The following is a 20,384-nucleotide window of genomic DNA, read 5'->3' on the forward strand; positions in this document are numbered from 1 at the left end:
TGTGACCGCTCGGCGGGGCGCCGGCGGGGTGAGTCAAAGAACGCCGAGAAGGCGCCCAAGGGTGGCGAGCTGCCCCCGTTCCCCGACGTTGTTCTTCTCGTCGAGAGCACGCTTGAGCTGCCGTTGGAAGTCGGCCTCGACCAGTGCCCGGATCTCGGGGGTCAGCGGGTTGCGCTGGCTGTTCGCGGCGAACGGGTTGCTACCGCGGTCGGCGGCTCGCTTCCGCAGGACCGCCGAATGAAGTCGCCGCTCGGCCGCCGTCTGGGTGGCGGGCTCGAGCGGGTCGCGGACACCAGAGGCGACGGCCTGCCGGTACGCGCGCGTCGCGCCCCGGTTGACGCCACCTCGGCCGAGGGCGCCGGCCGAGAAGTCGCCGAACAGGCCGCCGCCCTGGTTGCCGATCAGGTTGCCGCCCGCGACCTGGTCGCCGGTGATGAACCCGTTCTCCTCGAGCAGCCGCACGGCCCGTGAGCGGTTCCCACCGGCCGCCTGGTAGACGTCGTCGACGGTCATCTTGGAGGGGCTATCCCACCGTCGCGACTGCCACCCGCGACGCGCGCCCGACGACTTCAAGGCGTCGTCGGACAGGCCGCGGCTGCGGGTGTTGACGACGCGGTAGATGTCGGCCCCGTCGCGGAGGGCCTGCGCGTCGGCCTTCCCGAACAGGCGGTCCTGCTCGGCCGTCGGGAGGCCGTGGAAGTAGGCGTACGGGTCGACGGTGATGTCGCCCGCGATCGCCTCCTGGGAGGGCACGTGCCGGCAGTCGCACTCGGGGTGCGACTGGAAGCCCTGGTTCCACCGGTAGAACTTGCCCGCGAGCGTGATGCAGAACTTGCACGATGGCGGGTTCAGCATCCGCACCCAGCCCTGAGCCGTCGGGGTGGTCGTCATCGCAGCGCCGACAGCCTGGCGGTCAGCGTCCCGGACGACGTCGAGCACGACCTCGTTCAGCCAGGCACCCGCGGTCGCGAGAGCCGCCTGCGTGCCGACGCCGGCCAGCATCTCCTGCTTCGCCTTGTAGACCGCGCCGTGCAGCAGCGTCTCGGCCGGGCGCCCGTCGCGCGTCCCGCCTTGGAACCGTGCCGGGTTAACCCGAGCCACCGACGATGCGTCGATGCCTTGCTCGTCGAGCACGTCGGGCACGTACTGCACGCCCGACGCCGCGGCGAGGCCCTGGGCCTGCACGACGGCCGCGAAGACGTCGCCGCCGATCGTGGTCCACGACAGGTCGAAGTTCTCGCCCATCGTCGCCCACAGATCGCTGACGTCGCCGACTGCGGCCGCCGCGATGTCCTGCTGGTCCCGGTAGTGGTTAACCGCCGCCGAGGGGAGTGCCATTGTCGACTCCCGCCTCGAGCTCGGTCGGTGCCGGCGTCACGTCGACGAACCCGCGCTGGATCTGCGCGAGACGCGTCGACAGCTGCTCGTTCTCGATCTCGTCCATCCAGCCGTCGAGCTTCGTCTTCGTCGCGCCGGGCAGCATCTCGAACGCCGCACGCCGGGGGAACCCCTGCGTGATGAGTTTCGTAATGCCGTCGACGACCTGCCCGAAGGACCGCGCCTCGGCGTCGAGCCACTCGATCTCCGCCGTCGGCTCGAACGTCTCCGTCCCGCCCGACGCGTAGTAGGCCAGCTCGAGCATGTCCTCGTGGCCCTCGCCGGCCGCGAGCTGCAGCTCCTTCACCAGCGACGCCAGCGTGGACTCCGCCGCGGTGAGCGCGTCACCGGAAAGGTTCACCATCTGGCCGAGCTGGTACTGCGGCGGGATCTGCGCCGTGCTGAAGAACGTCGTCAGGAAGGAGTCGTACACGGCCACGTACCGCTCGAGGTTGGACTCCGCCAGGTCGAACACCTTCGTGTCGGCCCCAGGGAACGCCATGATGCGGTCGACGCCAGCACGGCCGGGCGACGAGATGAGGGGCTGCATGAGCCCGTTCCCGTCGAGGTCCGGCGTGCCGTCGGGGTTTGTCTTGTAGAGAACGTTCCCGTCCTTGTCGACCACACGAGGGTCGAACCCGACGACGATCTTCTGCCGGAACGCCGCGAACTGCATCGCCAGCAGCGTGTTGAAACGGATCGTGTTCAGCGAGTCCTGCTGGGGCATCAGCGGGTCGACCGCCGACCAGGGGTTGCCGTCGGAGTCGGGGTGCAGGTCGTAAAGCGCGAAGGGCACACGGCGCATCGGGTGCGTGCTCTCCGCCGTCTTCTTCCACTCGCCGCCGTTCGCCCCGCGCTCGAACCGGACCATCGACTCGGCGTCGTAGACGATGCCGACCTCGCGCTGCCGGGTGACCGAGGCGGGCAGGATGAGCCCGTTCGACGCCCGGTCGGTGACCGTGTAGATCTTCACCGCGTACTCCGGCGTGAACGGGTCGTCCGGGTCCATCTGCACGTGCACGCGCTCGTACGACTCCGGGCGCACGATCGGGCGTGCCCTGTCGGCCTTGTTCACCCACACTGAGGCGATGCCGCGCCCGTGGGTCATCATCGAGCGGTAGATGAGGTCCTGGCGTGTGTCGAACTTGTTCGCCTGCCAGGCGCCCGTCCAGAGCTTCGACTCATCCTCGTCGCTCAAGCTCGTCTTGATCGAGTCCGCCCGCATTCGCTGCGTCGGCGCCCCCACGGCGATGCCGAGGAAGTTCGCCGGAGCCTGGTGCCGCAGATCGTCGTACTCGGCGTTTACCCCGTAGGGCGCGAACGGCAGGTCCTGATCGCCGTGCACGTACTGCTCACGGCGCTTCACCTGCTTCTGCCGTCCCGCGAGCTCGGACCGGCCGAGGTCGAGCCGGTCGCGCGCGACAGCCTCGGTCATGATCGCCACAGGGGCTCCTCTCAGTTGAAGCCGTAGAACGTCGTCGAGACGGCCGGCCGCTTGCGCTTCGCGAGGTCGTCGCCCGCGATCGCGTCGTTCACCGCTTCGTGCGCCAGCGTCGACGCCATGGTGATGTCGATCTTCTGGGTGGGCGACGCCTTGCCGAGGATGTAGGTCTTCCCCGTCCGGCCCCGCATGACCGCGTTCCGCAGGTGGGTGTCGACGGCCTGGTCGGCATCGTGAGTCAGCCCCGACTTCGGGTCGACGATGTCGTTCCGCAACCGTTCGAGCGACTCGTGCATCGGCTTGATGCGGTACGTCGCCCACTCGATGACGCGCTTGTCGCCGTACTTGCCCTGCAGCGCCGACACCTGCGACTCCCACCCCGGAGGATCGAGGTACGCGCGCACGACGTCGTAGCTGGCGAAGATGTGGTCGAACGCCGCCATGACGTCATCGCGCGGGATACGCCCGTCGTACTCGGCCGGGTTCCAGATCGTCGGCTGGCCCACCGCGTTCACCGGAGTGAACTGGTGGAAGTCGAACGTCTCGAGCCGGATCGCCGTCCAGTCGTCGACGTCCGAGCCGTCGAACCCGAGGCACACCGGCTCCGACAGGGGTCGGTCCCGGACCGTGAGCTTCGCATCCCATGCGGCCAGAGCCGTGTCAGCGAGCCAGGCGCCCGTGCCGGTCACGACGCGGTTGCCGAAGAAGCGCTCGGCCTGCGCCGGATCGCGCTCGAGCAGCTCGGACGCCTCAGCCTCGATCGAGTCGACGTTCACCCACGGTGAGCCCTCGTAGACGAACGCGTGGATGCGGCGCCGCTCGCGCTTGTCGCGGTACGACAGGTTCGCCGGCGGCTTCCGCCAGAACTTGAACACGTCCTCCGCGGCGGACTCGTAGGTCCGCTGCGCGACGCTGTTCTGCGCCGGGTTCCACGCGTTCGTCGTCTCCATCGTGCGGCCACCGATACCGGCAGCGTTCCGCCGCTGGCCCTCGTAGACCTCGACCATCTTGTTCTCGGCCGTCGCCAGGCCCGACTCGTCCTGCAGCGCGAAGCTGATCGGGTTGCCGACTCGCGACTGGGCCGAGGCCGTGACGCGGTCGATGCGGTCGAGCTCGGGGTCGTCGTTCTGGCCCGCGATCTTGATGAAGTTGCCCCGGGGGAGCAGCAGGTCCGACAGCGGACCGAGCGAGATCATCGCGCGCAGCGGCCGCCACACGTTGTTCACCTGCTCCTCGGAGATGGCCGTCATCTGGATCAGCGGCGACGGGTGACGAATGCCCATGGGCTCGTTCTTGAGGTACTCGTACTCCCACCCGCAGCCGCAGCCGTGGTCCGAGCACGCGTAGCCATCACCTTTGCCAGCCCAGCCGCCGAAGATCGTCGGCCCGACAGCCTCGAGCGAGACACCGCCGGCCGACCAGGGGCCCTTGCCGAGCTTCTGCGGGCCGACGATCTGCGACCGGCGGTAATGGAACGCCTGGTTCAGCAGCGGCGCCTCAGGCACCCACTGCGCGTCGTCACGGACCCGGTAGTGGTTCGCCGTGCACCAGAACTGCCAGTCGGCCTGCACGAATGACCGGCCACGCTGGAAACCGTTCGGCACCCGAGCGTGCTGCGCGAGCCACGCGTCCTGAATGTCGCCCAGCGTCGGGAAGTCGACCAGGTACTCGCTCACTGCGCCGCCCGCAGACGTCGCACCGGAGCCGTGCCGCCCGACGACTTGCTCGACGTCGGGGTCGCCGTCGGCTCGGAGCGAATTGCGCCGAGCTCGTCCATCGCCAGACGCCAGCCGTTCTCCTTCAGCCCGGCCGGGGTCATCCCGATCTGGTCCGCGAGCCGGTGCACCTGCGCCAGGGTCGACGCCGAGGCCTCAAGATCCTCCGCGCGCACCGCCCACCGCGTGTACTGGCCCACGGCGTAGACACGCCACCGCTCGGCGTTCCACATCGCCGCCTGCGGAGTCCGCCACAGCACCTTCCACAGGGCCTTCTCCCGCGGTGTCGCCGTCGGCAACGGCCACGCCGGCACACGGCCGGTGAAGCCCTCACGGGGCAGCAGCTTGTACGTCAGGCCCCGACGCTCACTGGTCAGCGAGTCCGGGTCAGCCTGGGGTCCAGACCGGTTTCGAGAGCCTCCAGAGCCCATGCAAGATCACGTCCTCAGCGGCCACGGACCGCGTCAGGGAGGCCCCACCAGGGGAGGGGCCGCGAATGTTTGAACCCCGCCTACTTCTGAGAGCCATCCCCGGCGGTCCTGGGGGTCGGGGTCGGAGGGGGGCCTCCCCCACCCCTAGGGGCGCCGGATATATCGGTATATCGGGGTGGGTCGGGGGTGGTCGACAGGGTGTCGTCCTGGGTGTGTGTGGGTGCCTTGGGCGTGGCCTGAGGCTGGGTGGGTGGGGTGGCTGGTGCTGGTGTCAGCTGTGTGCGTGGCCCTCACCCATGGGGCTGGGCTGTGGGGGTGTCGCCTTGACGACGGTCGTCCCTCGGTTCGGCCTGGCTTCGAGCTGCGCTATCGCTGGTCGGCTCGGGTCGAGGCCGAGCATCCGTGCCTGCGCTGCTGTCAGGTAGCTGGTCACGTGTGTGCATTCCTGCCTGCTGCCTGCCGGTTGCACCGCTGGTGCTCGGGTCCGGTCCAGGTGGTGCGGTCGTCGGTGTGCCCGAGGTCCCACTCCTGCCCTGCCTCGATCAGGCGGCTGCACTTGGCGCAGGCGACTGTGCCTCGCGCGACGACGGGCGCCCAGCGTGCCCGCTCCCGGTCATGCCCCCTGTCGTACCCCCGGTCCTGGCGAGACCCCCGGGTCCTGGCCTTGGCCCGGGCGTGGGCCGTGCATCGGCCTGACCTGTCGACGATGACGGGGCAACCGTGCTCGGTGCACACCGGCATCAGTCGTCGGGCTCGAGGACGTAGCCCTGGGTCTGCAAGCGCAGCCAGTCCACCAGGCCGAGGGTGGTGATGATGCTCTGCTGCTCAGCGATCGAGCGAAGCATGCGCGTCTGCTCATCGTCGGCCGCGACCGCGAAGCCCTGGCCCTGTACCTGCAGCACGTACCCGGTGACGAGGGCGCCGTCCTGCTCGTCGGCGAAGTGGGCGGCGATCGCATCGTCGAGGGCTGCCTTCGTGGTGTCACTCATTCTGTCCTCCTCGATACAGTGACCCGCATGAGCCTGCCCCTGCGGAAGCTGCACGCAATGACCGACGCTGAGATCGAACAGCACTACGACCAGCACGCAGAGCACACGGTCGTTGGGATCAGCTACTGGGCTGACGAACTCGAGCGGCGATCCCGCGAGCGATTCACTGCTGCAGCCGACAAGCTCTCCCGGCGCAGCTTCGTGCTGTCAGTGGTCAGCACGGTGGCAAGCGTCGCGGCTCTGGCAGTGGCGGTCGTGACGCTCATCGTCACGGGCTAGTTCGAGCGGGCCCGCAGGTACGCCTAGCCGAGAGAGACACGGCTTCGTGGGCGCCCTTCGGAGACGGTGGCTGCAGCCGTTGACGGGCCCGCTCGAAGTGGGATCGGTGCGCGCACTGCACCCCGGCAGGGGGTGTGCGTCCCTCGCGGCCACCGTCCGGTCGTCACACCGGGTTCAGCAGGAGAGGGCGCCGTGGTTGTGCGTGTGGGTGGTGCGGCACCGAAGACTGGGCGAGGCCGTGCACGGGTAGGTGCACGGCCTCGCAGGGGCCCGGTCGCTTCCGACAGCCGGTGGGCCTGACCGCTCCTCGCGCTAGGGGCGACAGAGGGAGGACTTAACGCCAAACCGCCCGGGCCTAGTGGCTCGGGCGGTCGGGTTCGCTGGCGCCATGCTACTGGCATTTGAGAAAGACGCGCAACTATGCGGATCGCGGCGTGGCGAATGTGCCCTTCCGCTTGAGGCGCTTCTCCCTCCACATGGTCAGCAGGTCGTCGACGTGGACGTACACGCTGCCGTCGACGGTGTATGTGGCGAGGCCGTCGCGGACGTAGTTGTCGAGGGTCCGCATCGTCATGTCGAGCTCGACGACGGCCTTCCGTTTCGTCCACCATTCGGACTTCGGGTCGGCGTGCTCCTCGCGCAGCTCGTGCATCAGCTCGCGCACACGGCCCGCCTTGATGAACGCGGCTGCCTCCTCGGTGTGGCCGCAGAACGAGCACGACAGCACGAACTGATCCACGTCGGCGTCGTCGGGCCAGTGGGCGCCGAAGGTGAACCGGTCACAGATCGGGCACGCCCGGTCGAGGACCCCGCGGGGTGCGCGGGGTGCGGTGGGGTACTTCGCCCACAGGTCGCGCAGCATCCCGTTGACGTCGTCGAAGTAGACCTCGCCGGCCTCGTGGTGCGTGATGAGGTCGTGCCGGATGAGCAGCCACGTGGTCACCTGCTCGAGCAGCCCGGTGGCGCCGGCCGACGTCGTCTCGGCGCGAAACCCTGCGGCCTCGCCCTCGCGGGCCCAGTGCACGAGGACGGCCGACGGGGGCTGCACCTTGTAGACGGCGGCCCAGTAGTTCACCCAGTACGTGAGGCGGGCGAAGACGTCGTCGGTGTCGTCGACGGCGTCGGCCCGCATCGGGAGTGGGGCCGTCTTGGACGCGGCTCGGGGCATACCGTCCTGGGCTCCGCCGAGGCCCGGGACCATGAGGGCGCGGACGTAGCCGACGAGGGCGGGGGCCTCGAGCAGTCGGCGGCGGGCGCGGGCGGCGGCGAGCTGCAGCAGGTCCTCGGCGGTGGGTTCGGTCAGGGTGTCGAGCTCGGTCATCGCCGGGCCTCCTCTTCTGCTGCCTGGTCGTAGATGACCTTGTTGCGGACTCGCTCCTTCTGGGCGAAGGTCGTCTCAGTGACGTACTCGACGGCGCGCACCTCGTCATGAGACACGATGAGACCCTCGGCCTTCGTGAGCCCCCACGTCTGGCAGAGGTCGCGGAAGGTGGTCTCGACCTGACGGTGCATGTGGTTCGGATCGACGGTGGGCTCACCCGGGACAGTCCAAGGCGAATTGAACGCGCGGGTCAGGGTCTCCTGCCCGACGGTCACGAACAACGTCATCACGATGCGCTGGTGCTGCTCGGTCTTGGTGATCTTCCGCTCGTCCATCAGCGGTCCTCCTCTGTGGTGTCGAAGTCGCCGCGCTCGAGGCGGGCGGCCAGCCCGTCGTAGATCGAGGCCACGAGCGGGGTGCGGTGGTTGGAACGGGTGCGGAGCCACGCCACGAGGGCGGCCCGGTCGAGAGGCTTCATGGCTTAGAACGGCGTCTCGTCGTTGTAGGTCGTCCCGCCGGCCGACGGCGGCGTGGACCAGGCGTCCGTCGCCGGTGCAGGGTTCGCCCACGGCTCGCTCGGTGCCTCGACGCCCTGCGCCGGGCGGCCGCCGACCGACTGGCCGGCCTTCAGCACGACAGCGACCTTCGGGAAATCGACGACGAGCTTCGTCCGCTGCTCGCCCTCGCGGGTCTGGTACTCCTGCGTCGCGAGCTGGCCGGTGAGGATGACCTCGCTGCCCTTCGCCAGAGACGCCATGACCGCGTCGGCGTCGCCCTCCCAGAACGTGGCCGTGATCCACGACGTGCCGCCGACGTTCTCGTAGCCGCCGCCGTCCTTCTTGCGGGACCGCTGCTGCGGGACGGTGATCTCGGCGACGCTCTTGCCGTTCGCGGTGCGGCCCTCGGGGTCCTTCGACAGGCGGCCGTTGATGGTGATGTTCGGGTTACTCATGGTGGTCTGCTTCCTGGCTCAGAGAGCCGGTTCGGTGGTGTCGTTGTCGTGCTGGTGGTCGGCCGCGATGCCCTGCGCTCGCAGCGTCTCGCGGGCGTCGAGGGCCGCGGCGAACAGTGCCCGCCCGTACTCCTCGGCCTCGTCGATCGAGAGGGACTGACGGCCGCCGTCGACCGTGACGGTCACGCCTCCGTCGTCGTCGCCCCAGGCGTCCGCGATCTCGACGTCGCGGGTCCGTGTAATGCCCATCAGTCGGCCCAGCTCTCGACGTCGCCCTGCGTGTAGCCGCCAAGCGACTCGATGGCGTGCCTGGCGCACATCGAGATCCAGGCAGGCTCTCCGGTGTCGAAGTTGCGAACCACGGCGAGCGTCTCCTCGTCGCACTCCATGCCGCCGCCGAAGTCGCACGTGCCGACGAGGGCTGCCGACGGGTTGTCGGACTCGCCGCCGTAGCGCGTCGGGATCTTGGTCACGTTGCTGTCAGTCATGTCGTCCTCTCAGATGTCCAGTTGGGTGGACCCGAACGGGTCCCACGTCTTGTCCCTCAGCCGCGCGAACTGCCCCTGCCAGTCGAGGACCACGGTCCCCATCTCGCCGTGCCGGTTCTTCGCCACGACGACCTCGAGGTCGCCCGGCTTCTTCGCCCGGTCGTACGAGAGCAGCAGCACCACGTCGGCGTCCTGCTCGATCGCGCCCGACTCCCGCAGGTCCGTCAGCTGCGGCGTCCGCGACGTCCGGCCCTGCGGCGGCCGCGACAGCTGCGACAGGGCGATCACCGGCACCTGCAGCTGCTTCGCGAGCTTCTTCAGACCCCGGCTGAACTCGGCCACGTCCTGTTGCCGGTTCTCCTTCCCGCCGCCCTCGATGAGCTGCAGGTAGTCGATGACGACGCCGGCGAGCTTCCCTTTCCGCGCCACCGACCGCACGAACGAACGGATCTGCGTCAGCGTCGAGATGTCATCGCCGATGTAGATCGGGGCCTCCTGGAACCGCTGGCGGGCGATCTTCACCCGGCCCCACTGCTCCTCGTTCAGCGACCGGTTCCGCAGCGACTTCATGTGGACCTCGCCGTACTGCGCGATCAGACGGATCTGCAGCTCGTCCTCGCCCATCTCGAGGCTGATGAACGCCACCAGGCCCTCGTGAGCGAGCCGCGTCGCGCACTGCAGCCCGACAATCGTCTTCCCCTCACCGGGCCGGGCACCGACGATGATGAGGTTCCCCGCCGCGAGCCCGCCGATCAGCTTGTCGAGCGACGGCCACGGCGTCGGCACGTACTCGGGCTTCTCGTCGAGACGGTCGATCAGCGCATCGATGGTGGATCCAACTGCGTGCACGTCGACCCGGGCACCGGCAGCGACGGCCTCGACCTCAGTGCGGGCCTGGTCGGCGAGCTCGAACGCGTCGCCCTCGGTCGACTGGCCCATCTGCGCGACTCGCAGACCCGCCGACTGCAGGCGCCGGCGCAGCGCCCGGTCCTTCACGATGTCGACGTAGTAGCCCACGTTTGCAGCAGTCGTCGGCGCGCCCTGCAGGACGTGGAGGTACTCGACACCACCGGCCTTGCTCAGCTCCCCGGCGCGGCCGAGCTCGTCCATGAGGGTGATCGGGTCGATCGGCTGGTTCTGATGCGCGAGGCGGGCGGCCGCGGTCACGATGACCTCGTGCTTCGGCACGTAGAAGTCCGAAGGCACGAGCCCATCGAGGACCTCCCACACAGCGGCGGGGGAGAGCATCATCGAGCCGACGACGTACTGCTCCGCGCCGACGTCGTGCTGCGGGCCCACAACCTGCTCAGCCACGGGACACCGCCAGGACCCACTCATAGCTGTGCTGGTTCTCGTCGTACTCCTGGACCGTGACGCCGTGCGCCTCGCACCACTCGGCCTTCTGCTCGGCGAGCAGCTCGTCCGTCGCGCTCGGCAGCACGCCCAGCTCCCGGTGCGCCTGAACACGCTCGAGGACGTCCGACGGCATCACCTTTCGGTGCTCCTCGCGGTAGTGCTCACGGACCGCGCCGAGTGCCGCCTCGTAGTCGAGGTGGCCGACGAGGTCATGCCAGACCTCGACCGAGAGCTCGTTCATCACTCGGCCGTCGACGCCCTGCATCCACAGCACCAGCTGCGCCGTCTCGAACTTCTCCATGCCCCTGTCCCTCTCGTCGGTACTTCTCGATCAGGGCCAGGCCCTGCTGCTGCTGCTCTTGCCCGCGGCCGCCACCACGAGGGGGCAGCGCGTCGTCGTCCCACCGGCCCGCGTTCAGCCACGACGCCGGGTGCGGGATGAACCGCGCCTCCTCCTTCGGCGGGAGATTCGGGTCGGCGGCGAACCGCTTCGCGCCGGCGATGATGACCTCGGCCGTCGCGACCCTGACGGCCTTCGCGAACGCCTTCTCGGCCGCCGCCCGACCCACGTGTCGCGGGTAGGCCGCGTAGAAGGACTCGAACGACCCAGCGCCGCTCACGACCACCTCGTCCCGGCCCGCCCCCGCAGGGGGTAGGGGGATCTTCTTCTTGGGTTCTTCTTCACTGGGTTCTTCTTCCTCGGCACGTGGTGCCGTTACCTGACGGCACGTGGTGCCGTTACCTGCGTCTCCCCGTGCCGTTGGGCTCAGTTGGGTAACGGCACCGTGTGCTGTTACCTCGCCGCCGTTCGGGTGCAGCGTGTAGCTGTTGCTCGTCCGGCCCCCGCGGCCGTTCCGCCGCACCGACGCGACGACCCCGAGGGCCCGCAGCTCGTCGAGGGCGTGCTGCACCTTCCGCGCGCTGCACCTCGCCTCGGCCGCGAGCGTCTCGTGCGAGGGGTAGATGCCGCCGCGGCCGCTGTGGGAGGCGAGGGCCGCGTAGACGGCGATCGCGTAGGGACTGATCGTGGTGTCGCGGATCATCCAGTTCGGGACGGCCGCGAAGCCGGGGGTGTCTGGCGTGCCACTGTCGGTCATCGCCATGGTGTTGTCTCCTTCGGTGCTGGTGCCCACCGGCCGTCGTCGTCCAGGAGGACGAGGCCGTGCACGGCGTGCTGGATCGGTGTCGCTGTCGGGTCTGCGAAGCCCGAGATCTTGATGCCCCGCCGCAGCGCCTCGGCCTGCAGGTCCGCCTCGGCCTCGATGCGGCCGTTCAGGATGCTGTCGAGCCAGACGACGTTCGACGGGCGGTGCTTGTTCTTCCGGCCGCCGGCGCCGCCTTGACGGTGCTGGGGGACGAGCCGGTCGGACTCCTGGCCGGTCCAGGCGCATCGGCGCCCGTCGCGCTGCTCGAGCACGGCCAGGAGCCCTCGCGGTGTCGGGCTGCTCACGCGGCCGCGGCCTCCTCGATGCCGGCGACGCGCGCCTCGACGTCGCTGAGCTCGTAGCCCCATGCCTGCAGCGTCACCAGGTACGGGCGGGCCGTGTCCGGCGACTGCCAGCCCTTCTTGTAGAAGTCGAACCCGCCCTCGATGCCGCCGAGCGCGAGCCCGAGGAGGATCTGCGGGGCGCGGGCCGGGTGCTGCTGCAGGTAAGGCGTCGCCACACTGCGCATCGACCAGGTGTCCTTCTGCTCGAGGTCGAGCAGCTCGGCGATCGCCATCCAGTGGCCGCCGGCGTACGACGCCATGCTCGTCTCGATGACGTGCGCCGCGACGAGCAGCTCCCAGCCCTTGGGCAGCGTCTTGCGCTGCAGCAGTTCATGCAGCCATGAGCGGCGGACCGTCGACGCGGCGGTCCAGTCCTTCGTCGTCTCGCGCTCGGCCTTCTTCGCGGCCTTCTCCTCGTCGGTCAGCGGGACCTTCGTCTCGCCCATCCCGTAGACCCACCAGCCGTTCTCAGCGACGTGCGTCACGGCGTAGCCGATGCCGTACGTATCCGGCTCCCGCCCACCCTCCATCGTCCAGGCGCCGGAACGGCGCACGGGGTAGGCGAACAAGTCCTGCGGTGCCTGCTCGAGGACCATCTCGAGAGTGAGGGGCTTGTGGCCCTTTTCGCTGGCGTAGACGTGCTCGAGGGCGTACATCGTCTTGTCCTCGTAGGCCGGTGCGCTGTCGATCAGCGCGAGCCCCTTCTCGCGGATCTCATCGGCGACGGCTGCGAGCTTGGCTTCCCGCTCGAGGTCATCGCGGTGTCGCTGCGCCGTGTGCTCGAACCCACGCCCCTGCGTCGCCGCCACGATGAGGTCGGCGACGATCGCGGGGCGCCCGTCGAACTCGAGCAGCACGGCAGCTTGGTCGAGAGTCAGGTCGTGCTCGGCGACAGCGGCCGCGGCGACGTCGTTCCCGCCGACCTGCAGCGCGACGTCGACGACCTTGCGCTGATAGCCGGTCTTCTTGGCGATCGCCGCGGCGCTCATGCCGAACAGCTCGAGCTGCTTCACCGCTGCGACGGACTCCGACACCCCGAGGCTCTCGCGCTGGTCGTTCACGATCAGCTGGTCGACGATGCGGACCTTCTCGTCCGACAGTGGCTCGACGACGAACACCGGCACGTCGACCACGCCGGCGTCGACGGCCGCCAGGGTGCGGCGCTGGCCGTCGATGACCGCCAGGCCCTCGTCGACGCGCTGAACCGTGATCGGCACCTTCACGCCGTGCTGCTTGATGCTCGCGACGAACTCCTTCGAGATCTTCGTCTCGGTGCGGACGTTGGCCGCGATGATGAGCGTCGACGGGTCGACACGCTCGATGGACTCAGACATGGTTCTCTCCTTCGCTCACCTGGTCGCGACCATCGCGACGCAGGGCCTTGCTCAGTTGCTCGAAGGCGAACGCGAACGCGTTCAGGGCGTCCGCGATCGCTTCTCGGTCGATCGACCTGGTCGTGCCGCCGACGTTCTCGGACGGCTCGGCCGGGGTGGGCTCGTCGTGCTCGAGCGCGGGTGCCGCCTCGACGTCGGGCCCGGGGGTCTCGGGCTCGGCCACCGGTGCCGGCGCCTCGGGCTCCGGGGTGGGGGCGACGTCGCCGAGCTGCTTGACGGGTGCCTGCTTCCCCGCGGCTTCACGGGCGGCCTTGCGGTCCCGCTGGTAGTCCACGATCGCCTGACGGCAGGAGCGCCCGTCGGGCCCGCCGGGGCAGTCGTCTCGGCAGCCTCGGCGGTAGCCCTGGGGCGTGCCATGGGGGTAGGGCGCGACCTCGACGGGATCAGCCTCGGCGACCGGCTCGGGCACGGGCGCCGGTTCAGGCTCGACGATCGGCTCCGGCTCGGCGACGACCGGGGCCGGCGCCGCCGGGGTGGGCTTGGGCTTCGGCTTGTGCTGCCCGAGCGGTGCCATGAGCAGATCGGCCCCACGACGCACCTTCGGCTTCACCTTCTCCGGCACCGTGGCGACGACGGGCGTCGCGGGCTGCGCCAGGACCTCCACTGACGCACCAGAGAGCGCCAGACGGCGGTAGCCGTAGTCCGATGCGACGCGCACGTTCGCGTCCCGGCACGACTGCCCCGTCTCGACCTTCGCCGGGCACGCCCCGCCCTTGCAGCCGCGCTCGTAGCCCGCCGGCGTCCCGTGAGGGAACCCGTCCTCGAACAGGTCTGCGCCGCTCACGACACGACCGCGATCGCGTCGGCCGACACCATCTCAGGCAGGTGCGCGCCTTCGAAGAACAGACCCACCGCGCCCGGCTGCTGGTGCACGAGCACCTGCAGCACACCCCCGACCAGGTCGCCCTCGGTGTTCGGGACCGTGATCGTCTTCCCGAGCTGGTCGCCCGACAGCGAACCGGCGAACGTCTCTCTGCGGTCGCCCATCAGGCACCCGCCAGCGACTCGCGCAGTTGGCGCACCCACCAGGTGCGCTGGTTCGCTCGCGCCACCGCGTCGCCCCAGCCCTTCGTCGCCCGCGTGAGCTCAGCCTTCGCGCGGCCGATCTGATCGTCGCGGAAGGCGCCCGGCGTCATCACGCGGGGCAGGAAGAAGTCGTCCGCGGCCGAGCAGTCGAACTTGATCGACCCCTCGAGCTGGTCCCGCATGAACGACTGGAGCTGCTCGTGTTCTGTCGACGGCGGAACCCAGCAGTCGACGGCCTCGAGCATTGCCTCGTAGCGGACACGTAGGGCCCGGGACCGCTCTCGCGCCCGCTGTGACGCCTCCGCCATTTCCTCGTTGTTCTTCGTGAGCAGAGCGGCCCACTCGTCCATCGGGCGAGCCTCAGCCTCAGCGAGATCGGCCCTGGCGCGTTCGAGCCGCTCCTTCGCGTACTGGTCCGGCTCGAAACGCTCGGGCACGACGGCGTCGGGGCCAGCGTCTCGCATCTCGACGAGAGCTCCGAAGCCGCGCGCGCAACTCATCGCGAACTCGGCGAATGTCTGATCTTTGCCGTCATGCAAGTCGGCGGTGTATCCAGTGGGCATCGTGCCCCTACCTCTCCTCGGGCACGTGGCCCGAAGCTCCGAAACGTGATGCCGCGCGGTCGTCCGCGCGGTCAGTGCGGTGGTTGTCCATCGCCGCGGCGAAGGTGTCGAGCAGCTTCCGCAGCCACTGCTCCCGCTTCTCCTGCACGAGCTCGTTCAGCCGTGCCGTGTCGTACTCGTCGGACGCCTCAGCCATCTGCTGAGCCAGGGCCCGCGTGACCTTGTCGGGGCCGGCGACGAGCCGGACCGTCTCGCGGGCGAGGATGCGCTCCGTCTGGTGCTTCGCCTTCGCGTAGTCCTCGCCCGCCTGCCGCAGTGCCTGAGCGACCTCGAACCGCATCGCGACGAGCTGCGCCCCGTACGACTTGCCGAGAGTCCGGAAGACGGCGTCGACGAGAGCCACGTGCAAGGCGTCTTCCCTCGACGGGTGGTGGATACCGACCGTTCGGAGCACGTGAGCGATCCGGGGATCGAGTCCGCCCCCTTCGACGACCTCGCCCATGGCCACGTCGACGCCGTTCACGATTCCGACTCGGGGTCGTAGGGCTGCCACCCGCGGACGTGCAGCTTCCGACGGACAAGGATGCTGCCGGGGATGTGCTGCAGCATTTCTTCCGCGTCAGCAACCTCGGGGCTCACGACCAGCACTGAGCCGGCCACTAACAGCCCGTACTCTGCCTCCGAGTCGAACTGGGCCAGTTCCTCACGCAGGCGGCGTACCTCGGCGACGAGCGCGGGCACGTCCCGCTGCGATCGCACGAGTGCCTGCTGCAAGTCGGCCGCAACGTGGTGCGACGGGCCAACGCGGTCGGCCCACCTTTCGCGCATGGTGACGACGCTCGCCTGGTTGGTGGTGACTGCGTCGAGGTCGAGCTCAGCCACGGTCGTCACCACCCGTCAGCGGCGCCTCGGGCTCCATGCCCTCGAGCGGCGGAGTCTCCTCCTCGCCCGGACGCACCTCCTCGCCCTGCGGGATCGGCGCCACCGGCCAGTCCGAAGCCGGCCCAGCATCGGGCGACGCCCACGCCTTCTCCGGCTCCGGCGACGGCTCAGCCGCACGCTGCTCGAACGCGATCGCCAGCTCACCCATCCGATCGCGCAGCTTCTGGCTCCTCTCGTGCACGGGGATCTGGCCCCACAGCGCGTTCAGGCCGTCCTTCGACGTCGCCTGCCCGGCCTCGGCCAGCCAGTCGCGCCCCGAGGGCACCGCCGCGGCTTGGGCCTCGGCATCCGGCGCGGCCTCCTTGTCGACCACGACGTCGGCGTGCGTTCGGATGCCGAGCTGCGCCTGCGTCGAGATCCCGAGCCGGTCCCACAGCGTCTCCACCGTGAAGCCCGGCGCCGGCGTCGGCTTCTCGATCTGGATTCGCGCCGACTTCGCCTTCGTCATCAGGAAGTGCCCGCGCTCGTGCATCTCGATCAGCACGCCCACGTCGAACGGCAGCGACTTGTGGCCCTGGACCTTCCAGACCTTCTCGTTGGTCGGCTGGCCGTTCTCCATGACCATGACCTGCTCGAGGCGCGCGGTTAGGATCGCCGGGCCTCGGTGCGAGCGGACGGCGTCCATGACGTCCTTCCACTGCTGCGCGGCCACGTTCCACAAGTCGGCCGACACGGTGTAGTCGCCGTTCGAGTTCTTCCGGCCCTTCGCCCGTCGGTTCGCGACGGCCTGCGCGTTGTCGGTGAGCTGGTTCCACAGCCGCGTCATGGAGTCGACGACGAGCAGCGTCGGCCGGTCGTCCATCGGCTCGGCCGCAGCGGCACGCACCGCGGCGAGGATGCCCTGGTACGACCCGTCGTGCTCGACGATCTCGAACCGGGCGCCGGGGATGACGCCGTACTCGTCGGGGTCGTCCTCGCCGATGCCGATCCACAGGGTGCGGCCGACGAGCTCGGACGCGGACGCCATGGCCGCGGCCCAGCTCTTGCCGGCACCCTCGCGACCCGCGAGGAGCACCATCGGCCACGACGGGAGGCCGGTCGGCTTCCTGGTCTTCAGTGCGGTCATGCCTTCATCTCCTTGTTCTTGACGGCCGTGACCGTCAGGGACTCCTTCACCGGCACCTGGCGGACCTCGCCCGGTGCCGTGGTCGTGTACTTGTCGGCGGCCGCGTGCCAGGCAGCCCAGGCCGCCTCGGAGCGTTCGACGGCCGCGCGGACGTGCTTCTCGGACTCGTCGAGCTCGCGAGCGATGTCGGGGTGGTCGGCACGCAGCGACGCCTCGTCGACCTCCGACACCGGATCGCCGGCGACGTCAGCCGTGCCAGCAGCGCGCCACGTGATCCGCGCCAGCGGCGACTCCTGCGACAGCTCGTCGTGCTCGGAGCGCAGCTTCACCTGCAGCTCCTTCCACGTCTGCTCCTTCGCCTTCTTCGCCGACGACTCCTCCTCGCGGAACCGCAGCAAGTTGACGGCGAGGGTGTCGAGCTCGTCGTCGTACTGCACGACCTCGCCCGCCATCGCCGCGTCGAGGGCGGCCAGGAATTCTGAAGCGATCAGCTCGAGGTCGCGCGCCAGCTCGGAGTTGTACTCGACCCACTCCATGACGGGGACCAGGCCAACCGGCGTCGGCTCCCAGTGCTCGCCCCCGCGGTCCTGCCAGTCCGAGTCGTGCTGCTCCGAGACGTACAAGCAGCGGCGAGCACCCGTGACGCGCATGATCCACGTCATCTGGACGAAGTAGCCCGCCCGGGCGTAGGAGTCGCTCCCGAGGCGCACGTCGTGTTTCGACGTCTTGATCTCGGACACGACGAGCTGCCCCTGCGAGTCGACGCCGGTGCCGTCCGGGGAGCCGAGCCAGCGCTCGTTCTCGATCGACCGGAAGACCCGCGACTCCGGCGCCAGGTACGGGTAGATGCTCTGCACCACCGCGGCGAGCACCGGCTCCCGGGTGCGACCCCAGGCCGTGTACTTCGAGTCGACGAACGTCGCCTGCGCGGCCGCCTCGAGCTCGTCCGGCGTCTTCGCGTTCAGGAAGGTGAGCTTCTCGGCGATCAGCGAGGAGACGCTGCGACGGCGGAGCCACAGATCGCGCACCTCCGTCGCTGTGACACCCCGCGCCCGAGCGAGCAGCCACTGGGTCCGGTCCTGGTCCGACGCCCCGGCACGCGCCTCGAGGTCGTTCAGCACGTCCACCGCGGCGCTCATGCTGAGACCCCGTTGTTCGCCAGTGTCACGAGGTCGCTGACCGTTTCCTCGTCCCACTTGTCGCCGTACGACTCGAAGACGTTGACGACCTGATCGCGCGTGATCTTCGGGCGCTCGTTGTTGCTGGTGATGAACGAGTTGAACGTCGCGGCCGCCTCGACGACGTCGGAGGCAGAAGGGTTGTGACCCTGCTCGACCCGGGTGCCGCTCAGGGCGACAGCCAGCTCGAGGCTGCGGATGCGGGACTGGACGCTCATGCGTGGGCCGCCTCGTCCTCGACGTCAGGCAGGTCGAGAGCCGTCTCGCCCGTTCGCACCTGGTACGCCGACTGCTGCAGACCCCTCGCCTGCTCGAGCGCCTCCGGCGACAGGATCGGCTCGATGTGCGTCATCTTGACGACGGGGTAGTCCTCGCCGGACTCCATGTCCTGCGTCTTCTTCGTCACCTTGAACGTGACGATCGCGGTCATGCGGTCCGCGTCCGTGAAGCCGAGCAGCTCGTGCTCGACCGCGTCGAGGCCGTTGTACTCGTCCTTCACCTTGCCGTTGTTGCGTTGCACACTCATGCTGTTGCTCCTTCGTCGGTCGGCCAGGACACGGCGTCCATGGCCTCGGTCTGCTTCTTCGTGATCTCGCCGTCGATCGGCGAGTCGAGGTGGCGCAGGCCCATGAGGACGAGCGCCAGGGCATCCGCGACGTTGTCGTCGGGGATGGGTACGTGGGGGAAGGCCGATTTCATCGCCGTCTTCACGGCGGCCTTGTCGGCGTTCCCGTTGCCGGTGGCGTACTTCGCGCGGGTCTTCGGGCCGACCTCGGCGACGTCGGCCCGGGCGAGCAGCTGGTCGACGACGAACCAATAGAGGCCGACTCGGTCGTTGTGGCTCCCGTACTGCGATCGCGCCGACGGGGACTCGATGACGAACAGGTCCACCTGCTCGGGCAGCGTCGCGAGGATGCGCGACAGGGCCAGGCGTGCACGGCGCCGCCGGGCCCGCAGCGTGGACGTCGACGGCTTCGTGGTCTTCGCCCGGTTCGTGACGATGCCGCCCCAGTTGTCAGCGATCACGACACCCGTGCACGACAGCGACGGGTCGATCCCGACGACGATCACGAGCGCGCGTCGATCTGCACCCAGGACCACGACGCTGCGATGAGGCCGCGGTGCCCGCATCGGACGCACGTCTGGATCTTCGAGTTCCGCTGCCAACCGTCGGCGCAACGCGAGCAGCAGTACGACGCGAGGCTGCAGGTGCGGCACACCATCGCGACCGTGGCCGCGAACACGCACTGCTCGCGGTCGTTCGGGCCCGTGTAGAGCCTGAGGATGGACTCGCACTGAGGCGTGTACGCGAAGTCGAGGTGAGCGATCTTGGAGCGTTCGAGCGCGGCCGCGAGCTGGGCGCGCTTCCTCTCGGCGGGGGTCATCGGTCGCCCCTGTGCGTCTCCGCGAGGGCGTCGCGCCAGAGCGCCCACACCGCGGCGAGGCCGAACACCCACACCAGGGCCAGGAGCCCGTCGCCGTGGGTGACGCCGACGAGGAGACGGAACAGGCCAGCCACGATGGCCGCGAGCCCGAAGACCAGCGCGACCAGCTCGAGGCGGCTCACGAGGCCACCGCCGGCCAGTAGACCTCGGCCACGATCGCGTCGACCGCACGGTTCGTCGACCGCAAGGTGTCCGCGTACTCGGCCGGGATCAGTCGCTGGCCGCCGCGGCCCTGGATCGTCTCGGCCGAACGGCCCAGATCCTCGGTGACGACAGCCGTTTTTGAGCGCACTTCGCTCTTGATGCGTTGCTGCATGGGATGCCCCTAGTGGGTGAAGGCCAGGCCGCGGAGTCGGAACCGCGGGGGCCGGGATGGTGTGGTGGGGGAGAGCTACGCCGTCTTGGCGAACTGCTGCACGGCCTCGCGGGCCGGGTCCGGTGTGCCGTCGAGCCAGTGGTCGATCGAGTCCTCACGGATCGACCACGAGCCACCCTTGACGCGCTGGGTGGCGAACAGGTCGCCGACCTGGCACGCCTTCAGCACGGTGTCGGGGTGCTTCCGCGCAAGCGCGGCCGCCTCCTTGACCGTGAGACGGGCGCTCACGACGCCACCTGGTGCAGCGTCGGTACGAGGCGGTCGACGGTGAACAGGTCGTCGAGGGGGACCGAGGGGAAGGCGAGCTTCACGCGAGCCATGAACGCGTTGGACGGGAACCCGCCGGAGGTGACGCGGTAGAGGGTCGTGCGGTCGACGCCGAGAGTGCGGGCGAGGTCCGAGTCCGACGTCAGCTCGTGAGCCCGGCGCAGCTCGTTGAGCTTGTCGACGTTCAGCACCAGCTGGCCCGCCGGGGCCTGTGTTGCGTTGGTGGAGAGGTTCTTCATGCGAGGAACACTACCCCCCGTTTGCGTGCACGCAACAGGTTTACGCGGGT

General features: G+C 69.4%; 32 protein-coding genes. 1 reads left to right on the top strand and 31 read right to left on the bottom strand.

From position 1 onward, the window contains the following. Nucleotides 1-33: 33 nt before the first annotated feature. The 5 genes from EDF50_RS07015 to EDF50_RS07040 form a co-directional block, all read right to left on the bottom strand. Nucleotides 34-1,338 carry a hypothetical protein gene (locus EDF50_RS07015; RefSeq protein WP_123518819.1) on the bottom strand — a complete coding sequence of 435 codons (1,305 nt, stop codon included), beginning with the start codon at nucleotides 1,336-1,338 and terminating at the stop codon, nucleotides 34-36. Next, a complete protein-coding gene (locus tag EDF50_RS07020) occupies nucleotides 1,313-2,812 on the bottom strand; it encodes a phage portal protein (RefSeq protein WP_233570399.1) in 1,500 nt (499 codons plus the stop codon). The genes EDF50_RS07015 and EDF50_RS07020 overlap by 26 nt, the downstream gene beginning before the upstream one ends. A 20-nt stretch (nucleotides 2,813-2,832) precedes the next feature. Beyond that, nucleotides 2,833-4,494 carry a hypothetical protein gene (locus EDF50_RS07025; protein ID WP_123518821.1) on the bottom strand — a complete coding sequence of 554 codons (1,662 nt, stop codon included), beginning with the start codon at nucleotides 4,492-4,494 and terminating at the stop codon, nucleotides 2,833-2,835. Next, nucleotides 4,491-4,964: a hypothetical protein gene (locus EDF50_RS07030; RefSeq protein WP_123518822.1), complete on the bottom strand. Its 474-nt coding sequence runs from the start codon at nucleotides 4,962-4,964 to the stop codon at nucleotides 4,491-4,493. Before EDF50_RS07030 ends, EDF50_RS07025 begins: the two co-directional genes overlap by 4 nt. A gap of 740 nt (nucleotides 4,965-5,704) precedes the next feature. Beyond that, nucleotides 5,705-5,953 (bottom strand): hypothetical protein, encoded by a 249-nt coding sequence (locus EDF50_RS07040; RefSeq protein ID WP_123518823.1) that lies wholly within the window; start codon nucleotides 5,951-5,953, stop codon nucleotides 5,705-5,707. A gap of 27 nt (nucleotides 5,954-5,980) precedes the next feature. Here EDF50_RS07040 and EDF50_RS07045 point away from each other — a divergent pair, with 27 nt between their 5' ends. Next, nucleotides 5,981-6,232, top strand: a complete 252-nt coding sequence (locus tag EDF50_RS07045; protein WP_123518824.1) for a hypothetical protein — start codon at nucleotides 5,981-5,983, stop codon at nucleotides 6,230-6,232. 418 nt (nucleotides 6,233-6,650) lie between these two features. On the opposite strand, the gene EDF50_RS16615 is transcribed toward EDF50_RS07045, so the two are convergent. The 26 genes from EDF50_RS16615 to EDF50_RS07165 form a co-directional block, all read right to left on the bottom strand. Beyond that, complete coding sequence (locus tag EDF50_RS16615; RefSeq protein ID WP_158612654.1) at nucleotides 6,651-7,553, bottom strand: hypothetical protein; 903 nt, start codon at nucleotides 7,551-7,553, stop codon at nucleotides 6,651-6,653. Further along, a complete protein-coding gene (locus EDF50_RS07055) occupies nucleotides 7,550-7,888 on the bottom strand; it encodes a hypothetical protein (RefSeq protein ID WP_123518825.1) in 339 nt (112 codons plus the stop codon). The genes EDF50_RS16615 and EDF50_RS07055 overlap by 4 nt, the downstream gene beginning before the upstream one ends. Further along, complete coding sequence (locus EDF50_RS16620) at nucleotides 7,888-8,031, bottom strand: hypothetical protein (protein ID WP_158612655.1); 144 nt, start codon at nucleotides 8,029-8,031, stop codon at nucleotides 7,888-7,890. Before EDF50_RS16620 ends, EDF50_RS07055 begins: the two co-directional genes overlap by 1 nt. Nucleotides 8,032-8,034: 3 nt before the next feature. Then, entirely contained in the window at nucleotides 8,035-8,505 is a 471-nt protein-coding gene (locus EDF50_RS07060) for a single-stranded DNA-binding protein (protein ID WP_123518826.1), read from the bottom strand. A gap of 18 nt (nucleotides 8,506-8,523) precedes the next feature. Continuing rightward, nucleotides 8,524-8,754: a hypothetical protein gene (locus EDF50_RS16625; protein ID WP_158612656.1), complete on the bottom strand. Its 231-nt coding sequence runs from the start codon at nucleotides 8,752-8,754 to the stop codon at nucleotides 8,524-8,526. Continuing rightward, the gene (locus EDF50_RS07070) at nucleotides 8,754-8,993 is read right to left on the bottom strand and encodes a hypothetical protein (RefSeq protein ID WP_123518827.1); all 240 of its coding nucleotides are present in this window, start codon (nucleotides 8,991-8,993) and stop codon (nucleotides 8,754-8,756) included. Before EDF50_RS07070 ends, EDF50_RS16625 begins: the two co-directional genes overlap by 1 nt. A 9-nt stretch (nucleotides 8,994-9,002) precedes the next feature. Then, a complete protein-coding gene (locus EDF50_RS07075; RefSeq protein ID WP_158612657.1) occupies nucleotides 9,003-10,307 on the bottom strand; it encodes a replicative DNA helicase in 1,305 nt (434 codons plus the stop codon). Continuing rightward, complete coding sequence (locus EDF50_RS07080) at nucleotides 10,300-10,650, bottom strand: hypothetical protein (protein ID WP_148076780.1); 351 nt, start codon at nucleotides 10,648-10,650, stop codon at nucleotides 10,300-10,302. Before EDF50_RS07080 ends, EDF50_RS07075 begins: the two co-directional genes overlap by 8 nt. After that, nucleotides 10,559-11,452 carry a helix-turn-helix domain-containing protein gene (locus tag EDF50_RS07085; protein WP_158612658.1) on the bottom strand — a complete coding sequence of 298 codons (894 nt, stop codon included), beginning with the start codon at nucleotides 11,450-11,452 and terminating at the stop codon, nucleotides 10,559-10,561. Before EDF50_RS07085 ends, EDF50_RS07080 begins: the two co-directional genes overlap by 92 nt. Continuing rightward, complete coding sequence (locus EDF50_RS16630) at nucleotides 11,443-11,799, bottom strand: hypothetical protein (RefSeq protein WP_158612659.1); 357 nt, start codon at nucleotides 11,797-11,799, stop codon at nucleotides 11,443-11,445. Before EDF50_RS16630 ends, EDF50_RS07085 begins: the two co-directional genes overlap by 10 nt. Then, nucleotides 11,796-13,172, bottom strand: a complete 1,377-nt coding sequence (locus EDF50_RS07090) for a ParB/RepB/Spo0J family partition protein (RefSeq protein ID WP_123518831.1) — start codon at nucleotides 13,170-13,172, stop codon at nucleotides 11,796-11,798. The genes EDF50_RS16630 and EDF50_RS07090 overlap by 4 nt, the downstream gene beginning before the upstream one ends. Beyond that, nucleotides 13,165-14,016 carry a hypothetical protein gene (locus EDF50_RS07095; protein ID WP_123518832.1) on the bottom strand — a complete coding sequence of 284 codons (852 nt, stop codon included), beginning with the start codon at nucleotides 14,014-14,016 and terminating at the stop codon, nucleotides 13,165-13,167. The genes EDF50_RS07090 and EDF50_RS07095 overlap by 8 nt, the downstream gene beginning before the upstream one ends. Further along, nucleotides 14,013-14,219 carry a hypothetical protein gene (locus EDF50_RS07100; protein WP_123518833.1) on the bottom strand — a complete coding sequence of 69 codons (207 nt, stop codon included), beginning with the start codon at nucleotides 14,217-14,219 and terminating at the stop codon, nucleotides 14,013-14,015. The genes EDF50_RS07095 and EDF50_RS07100 overlap by 4 nt, the downstream gene beginning before the upstream one ends. Next, entirely contained in the window at nucleotides 14,219-14,821 is a 603-nt protein-coding gene (locus EDF50_RS07105) for a hypothetical protein (RefSeq protein WP_123518834.1), read from the bottom strand. The genes EDF50_RS07100 and EDF50_RS07105 overlap by 1 nt, the downstream gene beginning before the upstream one ends. Before the next feature lie 7 nt (nucleotides 14,822-14,828). Continuing rightward, a complete protein-coding gene (locus tag EDF50_RS07110) occupies nucleotides 14,829-15,344 on the bottom strand; it encodes a hypothetical protein (protein ID WP_123518835.1) in 516 nt (171 codons plus the stop codon). Beyond that, the gene (locus EDF50_RS07115; protein WP_148076781.1) at nucleotides 15,341-15,703 is read right to left on the bottom strand and encodes a hypothetical protein; all 363 of its coding nucleotides are present in this window, start codon (nucleotides 15,701-15,703) and stop codon (nucleotides 15,341-15,343) included. Before EDF50_RS07115 ends, EDF50_RS07110 begins: the two co-directional genes overlap by 4 nt. After that, on the bottom strand, nucleotides 15,696-16,829 hold the full coding sequence (locus tag EDF50_RS07120; protein WP_123518837.1) for an AAA family ATPase: 1,134 nt from the start codon (nucleotides 16,827-16,829) through the stop codon (nucleotides 15,696-15,698). The genes EDF50_RS07115 and EDF50_RS07120 overlap by 8 nt, the downstream gene beginning before the upstream one ends. Further along, complete coding sequence (locus EDF50_RS07125) at nucleotides 16,826-17,968, bottom strand: YqaJ viral recombinase family protein (protein WP_123518838.1); 1,143 nt, start codon at nucleotides 17,966-17,968, stop codon at nucleotides 16,826-16,828. The genes EDF50_RS07120 and EDF50_RS07125 overlap by 4 nt, the downstream gene beginning before the upstream one ends. Further along, nucleotides 17,965-18,225, bottom strand: coding sequence for a hypothetical protein (locus tag EDF50_RS07130; protein WP_123518839.1), 261 nt, complete (start codon nucleotides 18,223-18,225; stop codon nucleotides 17,965-17,967). Before EDF50_RS07130 ends, EDF50_RS07125 begins: the two co-directional genes overlap by 4 nt. Next, on the bottom strand, nucleotides 18,222-18,533 hold the full coding sequence (locus EDF50_RS07135) for a hypothetical protein (RefSeq protein ID WP_148076782.1): 312 nt from the start codon (nucleotides 18,531-18,533) through the stop codon (nucleotides 18,222-18,224). The genes EDF50_RS07130 and EDF50_RS07135 overlap by 4 nt, the downstream gene beginning before the upstream one ends. Beyond that, the gene (locus EDF50_RS07140; RefSeq protein ID WP_123518841.1) at nucleotides 18,530-19,078 is read right to left on the bottom strand and encodes a hypothetical protein; all 549 of its coding nucleotides are present in this window, start codon (nucleotides 19,076-19,078) and stop codon (nucleotides 18,530-18,532) included. Before EDF50_RS07140 ends, EDF50_RS07135 begins: the two co-directional genes overlap by 4 nt. Beyond that, on the bottom strand, nucleotides 19,075-19,392 hold the full coding sequence (locus tag EDF50_RS07145) for a hypothetical protein (RefSeq protein WP_123518842.1): 318 nt from the start codon (nucleotides 19,390-19,392) through the stop codon (nucleotides 19,075-19,077). The genes EDF50_RS07140 and EDF50_RS07145 overlap by 4 nt, the downstream gene beginning before the upstream one ends. Further along, nucleotides 19,389-19,574, bottom strand: a complete 186-nt coding sequence (locus tag EDF50_RS07150) for a hypothetical protein (RefSeq protein ID WP_123518843.1) — start codon at nucleotides 19,572-19,574, stop codon at nucleotides 19,389-19,391. Before EDF50_RS07150 ends, EDF50_RS07145 begins: the two co-directional genes overlap by 4 nt. Further along, the gene (locus tag EDF50_RS07155) at nucleotides 19,571-19,768 is read right to left on the bottom strand and encodes a hypothetical protein (protein WP_123518844.1); all 198 of its coding nucleotides are present in this window, start codon (nucleotides 19,766-19,768) and stop codon (nucleotides 19,571-19,573) included. Before EDF50_RS07155 ends, EDF50_RS07150 begins: the two co-directional genes overlap by 4 nt. 75 nt (nucleotides 19,769-19,843) lie before the next feature. Beyond that, the gene (locus tag EDF50_RS07160; RefSeq protein WP_123518845.1) at nucleotides 19,844-20,056 is read right to left on the bottom strand and encodes a helix-turn-helix domain-containing protein; all 213 of its coding nucleotides are present in this window, start codon (nucleotides 20,054-20,056) and stop codon (nucleotides 19,844-19,846) included. After that, nucleotides 20,053-20,334: a hypothetical protein gene (locus EDF50_RS07165; protein ID WP_123518846.1), complete on the bottom strand. Its 282-nt coding sequence runs from the start codon at nucleotides 20,332-20,334 to the stop codon at nucleotides 20,053-20,055. The genes EDF50_RS07160 and EDF50_RS07165 overlap by 4 nt, the downstream gene beginning before the upstream one ends. Nucleotides 20,335-20,384: the final 50 nt, after the last annotated feature.

Origin of the sequence: Frigoribacterium sp. PhB24 (genome assembly GCF_003755185.1) — a bacterium.
Lineage (GTDB): Bacteria > Actinomycetota > Actinomycetes > Actinomycetales > Microbacteriaceae > Frigoribacterium.

Excerpts from the sequence above, each read along its gene's own strand:
- EDF50_RS07090 (WP_123518831.1), bottom strand. The coding sequence starts at position 13,172 with ATGTCTGAGTCCATCGAGCGTGTCGACCCGTCGACGCTCATCATCGCG.
- EDF50_RS07135 (WP_148076782.1), bottom strand. The coding sequence starts at position 18,533 with ATGAGTGTGCAACGCAACAACGGCAAGGTGAAGGACGAGTACAACGGC.
- EDF50_RS07030 (WP_123518822.1), bottom strand. The coding sequence starts at position 4,964 with ATGGGCTCTGGAGGCTCTCGAAACCGGTCTGGACCCCAGGCTGACCCG.
- EDF50_RS07155 (WP_123518844.1), bottom strand. The coding sequence starts at position 19,768 with ATGCAGCAACGCATCAAGAGCGAAGTGCGCTCAAAAACGGCTGTCGTC.
- EDF50_RS16620 (WP_158612655.1), bottom strand. The coding sequence starts at position 8,031 with ATGAAGCCTCTCGACCGGGCCGCCCTCGTGGCGTGGCTCCGCACCCGT.
- EDF50_RS07120 (WP_123518837.1), bottom strand. The coding sequence starts at position 16,829 with ATGACCGCACTGAAGACCAGGAAGCCGACCGGCCTCCCGTCGTGGCCG.
- EDF50_RS07105 (WP_123518834.1), bottom strand. The coding sequence starts at position 14,821 with ATGCCCACTGGATACACCGCCGACTTGCATGACGGCAAAGATCAGACA.
- EDF50_RS07055 (WP_123518825.1), bottom strand. The coding sequence starts at position 7,888 with ATGGACGAGCGGAAGATCACCAAGACCGAGCAGCACCAGCGCATCGTG.
- EDF50_RS16625 (WP_158612656.1), bottom strand. The coding sequence starts at position 8,754 with ATGGGCATTACACGGACCCGCGACGTCGAGATCGCGGACGCCTGGGGC.
- EDF50_RS16615 (WP_158612654.1), bottom strand. The coding sequence starts at position 7,553 with ATGACCGAGCTCGACACCCTGACCGAACCCACCGCCGAGGACCTGCTG.
- EDF50_RS07130 (WP_123518839.1), bottom strand. The coding sequence starts at position 18,225 with ATGAGCGTCCAGTCCCGCATCCGCAGCCTCGAGCTGGCTGTCGCCCTG.
- EDF50_RS07100 (WP_123518833.1), bottom strand. The coding sequence starts at position 14,219 with ATGGGCGACCGCAGAGAGACGTTCGCCGGTTCGCTGTCGGGCGACCAG.
- EDF50_RS07080 (WP_148076780.1), bottom strand. The coding sequence starts at position 10,650 with ATGGAGAAGTTCGAGACGGCGCAGCTGGTGCTGTGGATGCAGGGCGTC.
- EDF50_RS07015 (WP_123518819.1), bottom strand. The coding sequence starts at position 1,338 with ATGGCACTCCCCTCGGCGGCGGTTAACCACTACCGGGACCAGCAGGAC.
- EDF50_RS07145 (WP_123518842.1), bottom strand. The coding sequence starts at position 19,392 with ATGACCCCCGCCGAGAGGAAGCGCGCCCAGCTCGCGGCCGCGCTCGAA.
- EDF50_RS07060 (WP_123518826.1), bottom strand. The coding sequence starts at position 8,505 with ATGAGTAACCCGAACATCACCATCAACGGCCGCCTGTCGAAGGACCCC.
- EDF50_RS07070 (WP_123518827.1), bottom strand. The coding sequence starts at position 8,993 with ATGACTGACAGCAACGTGACCAAGATCCCGACGCGCTACGGCGGCGAG.
- EDF50_RS07165 (WP_123518846.1), bottom strand. The coding sequence starts at position 20,334 with ATGAAGAACCTCTCCACCAACGCAACACAGGCCCCGGCGGGCCAGCTG.
- EDF50_RS07040 (WP_123518823.1), bottom strand. The coding sequence starts at position 5,953 with ATGAGTGACACCACGAAGGCAGCCCTCGACGATGCGATCGCCGCCCAC.
- EDF50_RS07085 (WP_158612658.1), bottom strand. The coding sequence starts at position 11,452 with ATGGCGATGACCGACAGTGGCACGCCAGACACCCCCGGCTTCGCGGCC.
- EDF50_RS07045 (WP_123518824.1), top strand. The coding sequence starts at position 5,981 with ATGAGCCTGCCCCTGCGGAAGCTGCACGCAATGACCGACGCTGAGATC.
- EDF50_RS07020 (WP_233570399.1), bottom strand. The coding sequence starts at position 2,812 with ATGACCGAGGCTGTCGCGCGCGACCGGCTCGACCTCGGCCGGTCCGAG.
- EDF50_RS07125 (WP_123518838.1), bottom strand. The coding sequence starts at position 17,968 with ATGAGCGCCGCGGTGGACGTGCTGAACGACCTCGAGGCGCGTGCCGGG.